Origin of the sequence: Solibacillus sp. FSL W7-1324 (genome assembly GCF_038008025.1) — a bacterium.
Classification (GTDB): Bacteria; Bacillota; Bacilli; order Bacillales_A; family Planococcaceae; genus Solibacillus.
This window is the reverse complement of record NZ_JBBOYH010000001.1, coordinates 343,033-355,057: the sequence shown is the minus strand read 5'-3', so window position 1 is coordinate 355,057 and position 12,025 is coordinate 343,033. Positions and strand designations below refer to the sequence as shown.

Annotated in this window: 13 protein-coding genes; 5 read left to right on the top strand and 8 right to left on the bottom strand. The window is 41.2% G+C overall.

The features are described from left to right. Positions 1 to 15: 15 nt before the first annotated feature. Entirely contained in the window at positions 16 to 690 is a 675-nt protein-coding gene (locus MKY71_RS01750; protein ID WP_340731394.1) for a serine/threonine protein kinase, read from the bottom strand. 242 nt (positions 691 to 932) lie between these two features. Continuing rightward, on the bottom strand, positions 933 to 1,502 hold the full coding sequence (locus MKY71_RS01745; RefSeq protein WP_340733598.1) for a YdhK family protein: 570 nt from the start codon (positions 1,500 to 1,502) through the stop codon (positions 933 to 935). 159 nt (positions 1,503 to 1,661) lie between these two features. Between MKY71_RS01745 and MKY71_RS01740 the strand changes: the two genes are divergently transcribed. Then, the gene (locus MKY71_RS01740; protein WP_340731393.1) at positions 1,662 to 1,988 is read left to right on the top strand and encodes a four-helix bundle copper-binding protein; all 327 of its coding nucleotides are present in this window, start codon (positions 1,662 to 1,664) and stop codon (positions 1,986 to 1,988) included. A gap of 52 nt (positions 1,989 to 2,040) precedes the next feature. Here MKY71_RS01740 and MKY71_RS01735 read toward each other — a convergent pair whose 3' ends face one another. Beyond that, on the bottom strand, positions 2,041 to 2,214 hold the full coding sequence (locus MKY71_RS01735) for a Fe3+ hydroxamate ABC transporter substrate-binding protein (protein ID WP_340731392.1): 174 nt from the start codon (positions 2,212 to 2,214) through the stop codon (positions 2,041 to 2,043). A 68-nt stretch (positions 2,215 to 2,282) separates the two neighbouring features. After that, the gene (locus tag MKY71_RS01730) at positions 2,283 to 3,146 is read right to left on the bottom strand and encodes an AraC family transcriptional regulator (RefSeq protein ID WP_340731391.1); all 864 of its coding nucleotides are present in this window, start codon (positions 3,144 to 3,146) and stop codon (positions 2,283 to 2,285) included. 202 nt (positions 3,147 to 3,348) lie between these two features. On the opposite strand from MKY71_RS01730, the gene MKY71_RS01725 reads away from it, so the two are divergent. From MKY71_RS01725 to MKY71_RS01715, 3 genes are read left to right on the top strand one after another with little or no spacing between them, the layout of a single operon-like run. Continuing rightward, the gene (locus MKY71_RS01725; RefSeq protein WP_340731390.1) at positions 3,349 to 4,134 is read left to right on the top strand and encodes a transporter substrate-binding domain-containing protein; all 786 of its coding nucleotides are present in this window, start codon (positions 3,349 to 3,351) and stop codon (positions 4,132 to 4,134) included. 34 nt (positions 4,135 to 4,168) lie between these two features. Further along, positions 4,169 to 4,834, top strand: a complete 666-nt coding sequence (locus MKY71_RS01720; protein ID WP_340731389.1) for an amino acid ABC transporter permease — start codon at positions 4,169 to 4,171, stop codon at positions 4,832 to 4,834. 12 nt (positions 4,835 to 4,846) lie between these two features. Continuing rightward, complete coding sequence (locus tag MKY71_RS01715) at positions 4,847 to 5,590, top strand: amino acid ABC transporter ATP-binding protein (RefSeq protein ID WP_340731388.1); 744 nt, start codon at positions 4,847 to 4,849, stop codon at positions 5,588 to 5,590. Positions 5,591 to 5,699: 109 nt separating this feature from the next. Here MKY71_RS01715 and MKY71_RS01710 read toward each other — a convergent pair whose 3' ends face one another. From MKY71_RS01710 to MKY71_RS01695, 4 genes are all read right to left on the bottom strand, one after another. After that, positions 5,700 to 6,506 carry a carbonic anhydrase gene (locus MKY71_RS01710; RefSeq protein ID WP_340731387.1) on the bottom strand — a complete coding sequence of 269 codons (807 nt, stop codon included), beginning with the start codon at positions 6,504 to 6,506 and terminating at the stop codon, positions 5,700 to 5,702. Positions 6,507 to 7,058: 552 nt separating this feature from the next. Beyond that, entirely contained in the window at positions 7,059 to 8,249 is a 1,191-nt protein-coding gene (locus MKY71_RS01705; RefSeq protein WP_340731386.1) for an acyl-CoA dehydrogenase family protein, read from the bottom strand. Positions 8,250 to 8,259: 10 nt separating this feature from the next. After that, positions 8,260 to 9,432 carry a saccharopine dehydrogenase family protein gene (locus MKY71_RS01700; protein WP_340731385.1) on the bottom strand — a complete coding sequence of 391 codons (1,173 nt, stop codon included), beginning with the start codon at positions 9,430 to 9,432 and terminating at the stop codon, positions 8,260 to 8,262. 89 nt (positions 9,433 to 9,521) lie between these two features. Then, positions 9,522 to 11,003 carry an aldehyde dehydrogenase family protein gene (locus tag MKY71_RS01695; RefSeq protein ID WP_340731384.1) on the bottom strand — a complete coding sequence of 494 codons (1,482 nt, stop codon included), beginning with the start codon at positions 11,001 to 11,003 and terminating at the stop codon, positions 9,522 to 9,524. A gap of 194 nt (positions 11,004 to 11,197) precedes the next feature. On the opposite strand from MKY71_RS01695, the gene MKY71_RS01690 reads away from it, so the two are divergent. Next, positions 11,198 to 11,995 (top strand): TIGR00266 family protein, encoded by a 798-nt coding sequence (locus MKY71_RS01690; RefSeq protein WP_339174914.1) that lies wholly within the window; start codon positions 11,198 to 11,200, stop codon positions 11,993 to 11,995. The last annotated feature ends 30 nt before the right edge of the window (positions 11,996 to 12,025 follow it).

Here is a 12,025-nt window from a genome sequence, read left to right as displayed (position 1 = left end):
CATAGAACTCACCAATCAATTTTTAAAGAAAAGTTTTAAAATCGGTGTTGTAATCTCTTCAAATGACAAGGAATTCTTCCCACGCCTGTTATACCACTTTCGAACGGTTTCAACTACCGCGACCGATACAGATTTCCCGTCAATTAAATGATAGTATTGCTCATAACCTTTTTTTAAATGTTCCCAGCGAAAATCATTACCGGATATCACATATTCGGAAACATCGATGATTTTGGCTCTCCCGTTTTGCAGCAGTACATTTTTCAAATGAATATCACGCGGGTTCAGTCCCTTGCTGCGCGCATACTCCCTTGCTTCGTCTACATCCTGAATTACCTGTTCCGGAATATGGATGCCTTCAAGAATGCAGTCAAAGAGGGTTTTTCCTTCCTCGTAACTTAATATGAGGCAATTGCCGTTTGAACCGTAGCATGTTGAAAAGAAAGGGGAATCCCCTAACTGCCGGTAAACACTCTCTTCCGTCCTTACTTTGGCTGCTTTGTCTTTCGCATATAGTTTGAATGCATACGAAGGGGCATTTTCGGACCGAAAAACCGCCGCATCCGTCCCAATCCCTACACATTTCATATCTTCTGCATTTCCAATAATCGTTACGGGCTCATTATTCGAATTGGATAAAACATTTATTTTAGAAAGAGAATCCATTACACTTTCGAAGTCCTTTACCATATCATTTCTCCCTTCATCAGCGTTAAAGAAAACTACATTATCAATTACTTTTAAAGGGATTCTATAAAGCTCATAATAAAATTCGTTTTTTTCTATTAACTATATGTTGTATATAATGAGTTTAACATTGAAATCGCAAGTTCATGTAATCTCCCGCTTTATCCAATATGTAAAAAGCCCTTCACACCATTATGTGAAGGACCTTCCCTATTTATTAACTACGCCATCATTATTTTTACATTTTATTGTACAGGGGAAAGTTCACTTTCTGTTACCCACTTATGATGCGTTACTTCCTCACCTGTTTCTGTATCATTATAGCTCACCATATACACGGTTGTTTGCTCAGCCGAATCGATTGTAGCTGTCGCGCCATCCATCCCTTCCATATGGTCCGCATTTAAAATAACCTCTTCACCCGTAGTGAATGGTTTTTCCCCGGCATTTTCAAGTTCTTCATGGATGACCCATTTATGATGTTCAACCGGCTCACCGCCCGTTGTTGGGGTATACGTAACCATATATACAGTTGTATCAAAGGCACCGGTAATCGTTGTTGTTGCACCGTCCATGCCACCCATATGATCTGCGTTAATCACCGCTTCACTGCCTACTGGATATGTAGGGTTTTTCGCCTCGGCCAATCCTTCTGGTACTTCACCTGAACTTGAGTGGTCCATTTGGGCGTGATCCATTTGCGAATGGTCCATTTCTCCCTTTGATTTTGACTCTTCATCATTTCCACCACAAGCCGCTAAAAAGAACGCCGTGCATAAAACCAGCGCACCTTGTACTAAACTTTTTCTATTCATCGCTTCATTGCTCCCTTTTTTCAATTTTATCCCCAACTTATTATACCCCTATAAGGTATAATATAACCTTACATTTTTTTAGGAATTCTTTATGTAAGTTTACCGGACAGAATTAAGGGAAATTTAATGGGGACAAACTGTAATGAGGAGGAATAGGCTATGTCACATGAGCAACATCAACAATTGCTGCAAACTTTACATGAATGTATGGCAGCATGCAACCACTGTTTTGACGCCTGCTTAAAAGAGGATCATGTTCAGATGATGACGGAATGTATCCGTTTGGACAGAGAATGCGCAGACATTTGTAACTACTTGGAACAGGCGATTACTAGAGGTACACCGTTTCTTTCTGAGCTGGCTGCCGTTTGCGCTAAAATTTGTGAGGCATGCGGAAATGAATGCAAAAAGCACGATCACGACCACTGCCAAAAATGTGCGGAAGCGTGCTTTAAGTGTGCAGAAGCATGTAAACAAGTTGCCTAAACATACAAAAAGTTGCTCCCGGTTCATTTACCGAAGGAGCAACTTTATATGATTAAATACTAATTTCCGCTGAACACTTTTCACAAATAAATTTGCCTTCCAGATTTAGATAGGCTTTGATTTCCGTAAACCCTTTTCGCTTCGGGTAACGCATTTGAACAAAAACTTTTTCATCTTCTTTAATTTCATTATTACATTTCATACATTTAGGAATGATTAGGGCCACTCGATCCCCTCCAGCAATTTATACTTCAGTTACACTTATTCCACCTTAGGATTAGAATATCCTGCCTGTTATTTCTTTCGAACAGGAAGCCAAATTTCACTGTAAGCATACCCTTCTTTATTTTCATCCATTTTAGTAAATAAAAATGTAGGTGCTTGAATAATTTCATAATCGGAAGAAGGAAGCCATTCCGAATATGTTTTGGCCATTGTTTCCTGTAACGTGGCAGGAAACGGTCCTTCATTAGGAAATACCGCCCACGTACATGCTTCCACAGGCACTTTGTCTAATTGATCACTTACCTCCGTTTCGGTCGTTAATACACCGATCAAATGCGTTAACTCCCCTTCTTCTTTCAGGAAATTTTCATCAGCATGATAAGAGGCATTCACAATTTCACAAGGCTCCATATTTTGCAGTGTGCGCATTTCTTTTCTTTGTTCTTCCGTTATACTTTGAGCCAGCTTTACGATTTCCTGATTTACCCCTTCAAACTGCATCGGCACACGTTTACTAACCCCTGCTAAATTAAACGCTTGTTTATCTTCAATTCTCCATTCCATCGAAATTCCTCCTTTTACTGTAATAACGAATGTGAGTTTAGGAAATGATTTGCTTATTTTCTTTTTGATAACATCTGAAGGTAAGCAATCACACCATTTTTTGAACGCTCTCGTAAAACCGTCGACTGACTGGTAACCATATTTAAACGCAACATCCGTTACCTTTTCTCCATTTAATAAATCCTTATTTGCTTCCGATAGTTTTCGGTTCTTTACATACTCATTTAATGTCATCCCTGAAAGATGAAAAAATACTGTTCTAAAATGGTAGTCGGAAACCCCGGCATACTGCGCAATACTTTCAAGAGACAAGTCCTCGGTTAAATGTTCTTCAATATATTCAATCACCTGATTTAATTCTTTTAGCACAAAATCCCCCTCCTTCATGGATACATATTAGCAAAGCAAATATAAAAATACTCGACATTTCCAGCTGAAAAAAATCGCATTAAATATGTCCAAATTATGACACTCATTGTTTATTAGCGAAACTAAAAGGGTATTCACACTTATTAGTAAGATACTTAGCAAAATAGATTACAGAAATACATGAGAGGAGTTGATACGTAATATGCGGTTGGAAAAAAAGTTAATATTGATTTTCAGTTTAATCGCGGCCTGCTTCTTATCTGCTTGTGCGGAGAAGGAAAAGCTTGCCGACGGATCTGAACTGATACATAAAGATCAGTTTGTTTTTGCTGCATCTGGCGAGTTTAAACCATTTAGTTATGTAAATAATGAGGACCTTACGATGTCTGGCTTTGATATCGAAGTTGGCGAAGCGATCGCAAAAGAACTCGGCCTTGAACCGGTTCAAAAGCGGATCAAGTTTAAAGGAATTGTAGAAGGAGTCAAGACTGGCCGTGCTGATGTAGCTGTTGCCAGCCACACGATTAATCCACAGCGAAGCAAACATGTTGCTTTCTCTACCCCCTATTATTATTCTGGACCGCAGATTTTTACCCGACCAGATAGTGAAATTAAAACTGTTGATGATTTAGCAGGAAAGGAAGTTGCTGTAGCGAAAGGATCAACCTATGCCGATACAGCTTCCAGATATACCGATAATGTTAAGACCTATGACAGTGATATCACTGCTTTGCAGGCGTTAAACAGCGGTCGTCATGATGCGGTCATCACCGATTTTGTTACCGGTAAAAATGCTGCAAAAGAAGGGTTTAAAGTTGAAGGACAACAGTTAATCGAACGCAGTGAGCAAGCGATTGTACTGCCTCAAGATAACCCTAACCTATTAAAGCGAGTAAACGAGGCGCTGGAAAAACTCCGGGAAGATGGAACACTTACTCGGATAAGCATGAAGTATTTTGGTGAGGACATTACAAAAAAACCTGAATAATTCAATCCTCTAAATAAGAAAGGAAGTAGTTACAGTGCCAAGTTTTTCACATTTTCTAGAAGTATTAGTAGATACTAAAGATGTTTTCCTTAAAGCCATGCTCTTAACATTGGAACTGACCCTTGTCTCCATCTTGATCGGTATCGTCATCGGGCTTTTCTTTGCGTTAATGAAAATTTCCAAATTTAAAGTATTAGAAATCATATCAGATATATATGTCTTTTTAGTTCGCGGAACACCGCTGATTGTTCAAATCTTTATCCTCTACTTCGGACTAAGCGGTATTTTCCTTCTTCCCGATTTCTGGGCTGCTTCACTTGCCTTGGCGCTTCATAATGGTGCATACATTTCTGAAATTCTTCGGGGTACTATCCAAGGAGTCGATAAAGGGCAGATGGAGGCAGGACGTTCTTTAGGGATGACAAAAGTTCTGACATTAAGAAGAATTATTCTTCCGCAGGCATTCCGCCGTGCGCTCCCGCCATTGGGCAACCAATTTATTATCGGTTTGAAAGATTCTTCGTTAGCCGCATTTATCTCGATGAATGAACTCTTTAATGTAGCAACAACGCTTGGATCTAATAACTTTGACGAAATGACCTATTTACTTATCGTAGCGATTTACTACTTAGTGCTGGTGGCATTATTAACATTCTTAGTAAACCGTTTCGAAAAGAAATTAGCAATTAGCGACAGGTAGGAGGCGTAAGTAATGGAAGCAAGAGAAATGATTAAAGTTAATCAATTAAATAAGTCATTTGGAGACTTACATGTATTAAAAAATATCGATATGACCGTTTTTGAAAGTGATGTTGTTTGTTTAATAGGATCGAGTGGTTCCGGAAAAAGTACTCTTCTCCGATGTCTTAACTTTTTGGAAAGAAAAGATAGCGGCAGTATTACTATCGGAGGCAAGGAAGTCGACCCTAAAAACGATAACCTTAATAACATAAGGGAAAGAGTAGGAATGGTATTTCAACATTTCAATTTATTCCCCCACAAAACTGTTTTGGAAAATATTATTGAAGCACCGGTAATGGTTAAGGGTACTGACAAAAAGGAAGCTGCTGCGAAAGCAAAACAACTCCTTGAAAAAGTCGGTCTGGAAGATAAGGCCGATGTCTACCCGAATAAACTATCCGGCGGGCAAAAGCAACGGGTAGCAATTGCTAGAGCACTTGCAATGGAACCGGACATTATGCTTTTCGATGAACCGACATCAGCACTAGATCCAGAGCTTGTTGGAGAAGTTTTAACAACGATGCAGGAACTGGCTCAAGAAGGGATGACAATGGTTGTTGTTACCCATGAGATGGGCTTCGCTAAAGAAGTGGCTGACTGGATCGTATATATGCATGACGGGGAAATTATTGAGCGCGGTACCCCAGATCAATTTTTCAACAATCCGAAAGAAGAACGCACAAAAGAATTTCTTAAGACGACAATGCTGAAATAACTGAACGAGGGTCCTGTCAACGTACTTAGACAGGAACCTCGTTTTATGATTTATACCGGCGATTTATTCAGATACATAAACCATTGTTTGCATAACTCTATCGAACTTTTCATTCTCCATTTTTATTGATTTCTCGTTCATTAATCGGCTGAACAGGACGGTGGTTGTCCGGGAAAATTTGCTGGAATGCTTTTATTTGCGCTTTTGACATTTCAATCGGCTGCTCAAAAACTACCCATTGTACTTCTTCTGTACAAGGTGGTGTCGTTAATGAACCGGCATATTCAAATGTTGTTTTATTTTCTGGCAGTAGAGCCTGTAAGTCCATATCATATTTTTCAGAATTCCCTTTTGCCGTTTTATCGGTCGGTAATTCACTCCATATTTCAGCAAGCAGTTCATTTTCATTTCCTTCTTGAATCATCAACCCAATCACAGCCAGCTTTCCATTCTCGTCACTATGTACGAGATGCAGTTCCATCTCATAGTTTTGACCGTTAAACTGGTGCTCGCTTGGTGTATGGAAATGGAATTGTGAAAGCTTGTACTCATTATTTTCAATAATAATTTTATTGCTTTCTTCTGTAGGATTTGCCTGTATTGTATGACCATTATTTTCAAGTGTAAACGATGTAGATTCATAGTGAATTTCAGTACCTTTTAATTTCCTATCTTCTTTTACTTCTGGAAATTCAACATTAATCGGTGATTGCTCACTACCGTTCACACATGTTAAATTACTAGGATCGAGTTCTCCCCAGCTTTCAGGTCCAGTCGGTTCCTCATATGACCAGTCACTCTGATCAGCACTTGTTGTAATAACTTCTTTTTCTTTTTCCTCACTTTTTTGTTGTGCGCATGCAGCAAGCATCAAACTTGAGAACATCGCTAAAACTAAGTATCCAAGTTTCTTCATCTTCTGTAGCCCCTCTTATCTCTAGAATAATAAAATTATTCCATATATAATTATTTTATCCAAATAAATATACTGGAATATTAAAATTCGGTTAATATAACCTATCGTTAGTCCATAAATAGAATCATTAACTACATCGTTTTTAGTCATTTCTACTTCATTTAGCATTCGCTCTTTTTGCTTATTTATAACTTCATGTGCAAATTTGCTTCTTCAATTAAAAAGAGCAAGCTCCGTTTTCGAAGCTCACCCTTTTCGCAAGATATATTTTGGAGCCACTTGAACTCCCCCTAATTTTCATATTTCCAAGCTAATCGTTTTTTTACCTGTTCCACCATTTCGTGATCCTCTTAAAAATCAGTGATACCTTTATTTATTCGCCAATTTCTAGATGATATTCGCCATTTGGAACGACTTATTCGTCAACTTCTTTCTCATATTAGCCAATTCACCTAACATATTCGCCAACTCCAGCAAAATATTCGCCAAACCTCACCCCTCGACCACATTACAAAAAAGCGAAAGGTCACAACAACCTTTCGCCTCATCATTTTATTCAAATGGCCAGCTTGGCAGCATACAGCGCAACTTTTTATCTGCCCGCTTACCCAGCACATAATCTGCCTGCATCATTGTGTGAATTTCACGTGTGCCTTCATAAATGACCGGTGCTTTGGAATTTCGTAAATAGCGGGCTACCGGATATTCATCGGAATAGCCGTATGCACCGTGAATTTGGACCGCGTCATCCGCAGCTTTATTCGCAAAGTCGCATGCCTGCCATTTGGCGAGCGATGTTTCCCTCGTATTGCGGACGCCTTTATTTTTCAGTTCTCCCGCACGATACACAAGCAGGCGGCTCATTTCGTAGCCGGCTTCCATTTTTGCGAGCATTTGCCCGACTAGCTGATGCTCGCCGATCGGTTTACCGAAAGTTTCGCGTTCTTTGCAATACTTGACGCTCGCTTCGATACAGGCCTGAATTAAGCCGACCGCACCTGCCGCAACAGTAAACCGACCGTTATCCAGTGCGGACATCGCAACTTTAAACCCTTCGCCTTCTTCACCGAGCAAGTTTTCTGCCGGAATTTTGACATCCTCAAAGAACAGTTCACCTGTATTGCCTGCACGAATACCATATTTACCCTTAATCGCCTTTGAGCTAAAGCCGGCCCATTCACGTTCGACGATAAATGCCGAGATGCCGTGATGCGCTTTTTCCTTATCTGTATAGGCAAATACAAGGAAATGATCTGCAATATCGCATAAGGAAATCCACGTTTTTTGACCGTTTAAAATATAGTAGTCCCCATCACGTTTTGCAAATGAACTCATCGCCGCAACATCCGAGCCGGCACCCGGTTCTGTCAGACCAAATGCACCGATTTTCTCGCCCTTTGCCTGGGGAAGCAAATATTTTTCCTTCTGCTCTTCAGTTCCCCATTGCATGAGCGTCATACTATTTAAGCCAGTATGAACGGAAACCGCCGTACGGAATGCCGTATCCCCGCGCTCCAGCTCTTCACAGACAATCGCAAGCGAATTATAGTCCATTCCTGCTCCGCCGTATTTCTCCGGTACACAAACGCCCATCAAGCCCAGTTCGGCAAGGCGCTTCCATAACTTCGGATCAAAACCGCCGCCAGCATCCCAATCGGCAATATAAGGGATAATCTCTGCATCAACAAATTGCCTTACTGTTTTTCGTAAAAGTTTCTGTTCTTCCGTAAATTCGAAGTTCATCCCTTCACTCCTACCACTTTACAATCATTGATGAACGGTGTGACGTTTCCTTTATATCAACACCTCGCTTCGCCATTTCCCGAATAAACTCACGACCTGGCACAACTGTTTCCGGTGCAAATACACCGCGCTCCCCAATTAGCCCTTTGCCAACCATTTGAGCTACAATGGAAATCGTATTCGCTGTCGCACGTGCCATCGCCGTCACGTTTTGCTCAGTATCTTTACGCACGACCATCTCATATTCGTACGTAATTTGCTCTTCCGACTTTTCGCCTGAAATAATTGCACGTAATAATACGGCATCGACATTATCGCCGATATCCAGCTTTTTCTCTAATACTTCCCTCGTTACTTCCCGGACATTTACTTCACGACCGCCAGCTTGAACGGTATTATTTTTGTCAAGGAAACCTAGTTCAGCAAGCAGTTTGAACTGCTCCGCATGACCTTTATAGCGGATCGTCTTGTATTCGAGCGTTTTCACATGGGGGAACGTTTTATATAAAGTTGAAATTCCGCCTGACGTGTAGAACGCCTCTAATACACCGAACTCGTCAAAGTAAATCGGCTCTAGCCCTGTTAAAGACTCGACCTCTGTAAGAACACCTTTTTGAATCATTTTCGAAGGCTCAGTATAGTGGTCAAATACCCCATCCAGCGAGAATACACGAATATAGTGCAGTGGAGGCTGTGGCGTTGTTGGAATACCACCTACATAAAGTTTAATCGAATCTACAGAATCAAACTTTGTCGCCCCGTAACCCGTCAAAATATTGATCATTCCCGGTGCTACACCTAAATCCGGAATAATCGTCACGCCATTATCGACTGCCTGACCGTGCATTTCGAAAATAGATTCTGTAATTCCGCCAATGTGGCCTCCTAAGTCTACCGAGTGCACCCCTGCATCAATTGCAGCTTTGGCAACACGTTCATTGAACTTATAGAACAGTGCATTCACTACTACATCACCACGGCTGATGACATCGCGCAATGCTTTGTCATCTTCTGCATCAAGCTGAATTACTTCCACCTTATCTGTATTCAATGTATTAACGAATTCCTTTGTAGGATCTGTTGAAACATCGGCTAAATAAATCTTTTTCACATCTTCACTAAGGACTAAATCGCGCGCTACTTCTTTCCCCATCAACCCTGCACCTAACACTACTACTTTCATGTAAACATCCCCTTTTTTATTAAGTCAATTACGCATCAGCGTGATTGCGTCCAGAATTTTGAGATGTGATGATTCTTAAAGATGAATCATCAAGCGTTATTATCGATTTGGGCACGTTGCAACTTGCCGCTGTAGTCTACATAAATACTCTTCCATTCCGTATAAACATCAAGCGCTGCCTGACCGGAATCGCGGTGACCATTTCCTGTACCTTTCGTCCCGCCAAACGGCAAGTGAATTTCCGCGCCTGTTGTTCCGGCATTTACATAAACAATTCCTGTATCAAGCAACTGCTGTGCTTTGAAGATTGTGTTGACATCTTGCGAGAAAATCGAGCTTGATAAGCCAAACTTTACACCGTTGTTCACTTCAATTGCCTCTTCCAAACTGCTGACTTCAATAATACTAATGACAGGACCGAAAATTTCCTCTTGTGCGAGTATGCTTGATGCTTCCACATCGGTGAAAATTGTTGGGGCATAGTAATAACCTTTTGCCAATTCACCTTCAGATAAAATTTCTCCGCCAATCAGCAAATTCGCACCTTGCTGCTTACCGATCTGTACATAATGATTGATTTTTTCAAGGGCAGCCTTATTAATGACCGGCCCTACTTTAACTGAAGGATCCAACCCGTCTCCGATTGTCAGCTGCTTCGTTGCCTCCACAAGACGATTTTCCAACTCCTGTTTTACATTTTTATGCACAATTACACGGCTGCATGCTGTACAGCGCTGTCCTGCCGTACCAAATGCGCTCCATAAAATACCTTCAAGCGCTAAGTCCAAATTGGCATCATCCATGACAATGACTGCATTTTTCCCGCCCATTTCCAGCGAAACTTTTTTCAGATGCTTTCCGCCAAGCTCAGCTACTTTGCTGCCTGTCGTTGTAGATCCCGTAAAGGAAATGACACGGATGTCCGGATGCTCGACAATCGCTGTACCGACTGTAGGACCGGAACCGAACACAACGTTCACAACGCCTGGCGGCAAGCCGACCTCTTCAAATATTTTTGCAAGCTCGTAAGCCATAAAAGGTGTTTCGTTGGAAGGCTTCCAAACAACTGTATTTCCGGCAACGAGTGCAGGGAATGATTTCCATGTCGCAATTGCAATCGGGAAATTCCACGGCGTAATGAGTCCTGCCACCCCAATCGGTGCGCGTACACTCATCGCAAACTTATTCGGCAATTCCGACGGGACCGTTTCTCCAAATAAACGTCTCCCCTCCGCTGCCATATAAAGTGCCATGTCGATTCCTTCTTGTACTTCTCCTCGTGCTTCTTCAATGACCTTGCCCATTTCCTTCGTTAAGATTTGCGCAAGATGTTCTTTCTTTTCTTTCAGTTTAAATGCAATTTCATATAAATAATCTGCTCGTTTTGGCGCAGGGACAAGCGCCCATTCTTTTTGAGCCGCTTTCGCCTTTTGAGCAGCGAGTTCGACTTGGAATTTTGTCGAAAGTGGTATCGTTCCTAACTGTTCACCATTTGCAGGATTGATCACAGGCATCGTTTGCAATGAATCGTCTTCTATCCATTCTCCACCAATAAAATTTAACAGCTTCATCTCTCCACCTCACAAATTCTCATTTACCTTTTAATTATTCGACATTCTCTACTTTATTCCCTTTTTTTCTCAAAAAGAATAACAGAATAATATTATTCAGTGACAAATATTATTTTCGTCATTTTGAAACTTTTGGAATTTTCAAGCGTATCTATAATCGTGAGTATAAAATTGAATTGTAAGGAGACATAAAAATGAAAAATCATGAAATCGATTACGTCTTACACGGCGATGATATGCAGTTTGTAGAGGTGGAGCTTGACCCGCAGGAAACAGTTGTGGCGGAAGCCGGCAGTTTAATGATGATGGAAGATCAGATCCAGATGGAGACCGTATTCGGGGACGGCTCGGCAAATCATGGCTCCGGTTTAATGGGGAAATTACTTGGTGCAGGAAAACGTTTAATTACAGGCGAAAGCTTATTCATGACGATGTTTACAAATAACGGCATGGGCAAACGTAAAGTATACTTTGCTTCCCCATATCCAGGTAAAATCATTCCGATGAATTTAAGCGAATTGGACGGCAAAATCATCTGCCAGAAAGATGCATTTCTAGCTGCTGCAAAAGGTGTATCGGTAGGCGTAGAATTCCAGAGAAAATTAGGTACAGGTTTCTTCGGTGGTGAAGGTTTCATTATGCAGAAGCTTGAAGGTGACGGGATGGCTTTTGTACACGCTGGCGGCACAATTTATGAACGTAAACTTCAGCCAGGCGAAACATTGCGCATTGATACAGGCTGTTTAGTAGCAATGACACAAGATGTAAATTACGATATCGAAATGGTCAGCGGCATTAAAACGGCTTTATTCGGTGGAGAAGGATTATTCTTTGCAACGCTTTCCGGCCCTGGTACAGTTTGGGTACAATCATTGCCATTCAGCCGTCTGGCAAGCCGTGTATTTGCTGCAGCACCAGTTACTCAAGGTGGTGGCGGCAAAGACGCAGGTGAAGGCGGTATCGGCGGATTATTCGATCTGTTCAATAAATAAGCAATCGAGTAGGAGGGAGTGATTAACTCC

Coding starts and splice junctions, on each gene's coding strand:
- MKY71_RS01750 (WP_340731394.1), bottom strand. CDS start 690: ATGGTAAAGGACTTCGAAAGTGTAATGGATTCTCTTTCTAAAATAAAT.
- MKY71_RS01745 (WP_340733598.1), bottom strand. CDS start 1,502: ATGAATAGAAAAAGTTTAGTACAAGGTGCGCTGGTTTTATGCACGGCG.
- MKY71_RS01725 (WP_340731390.1), top strand. CDS start 3,349: ATGCGGTTGGAAAAAAAGTTAATATTGATTTTCAGTTTAATCGCGGCC.
- MKY71_RS01700 (WP_340731385.1), bottom strand. CDS start 9,432: ATGAAAGTAGTAGTGTTAGGTGCAGGGTTGATGGGGAAAGAAGTAGCG.
- MKY71_RS01695 (WP_340731384.1), bottom strand. CDS start 11,003: ATGAAGCTGTTAAATTTTATTGGTGGAGAATGGATAGAAGACGATTCA.
- MKY71_RS01690 (WP_339174914.1), top strand. CDS start 11,198: ATGAAAAATCATGAAATCGATTACGTCTTACACGGCGATGATATGCAG.
- MKY71_RS01715 (WP_340731388.1), top strand. CDS start 4,847: ATGGAAGCAAGAGAAATGATTAAAGTTAATCAATTAAATAAGTCATTT.
- MKY71_RS01710 (WP_340731387.1), bottom strand. CDS start 6,506: ATGAAGAAACTTGGATACTTAGTTTTAGCGATGTTCTCAAGTTTGATG.
- MKY71_RS01740 (WP_340731393.1), top strand. CDS start 1,662: ATGTCACATGAGCAACATCAACAATTGCTGCAAACTTTACATGAATGT.
- MKY71_RS01705 (WP_340731386.1), bottom strand. CDS start 8,249: ATGAACTTCGAATTTACGGAAGAACAGAAACTTTTACGAAAAACAGTA.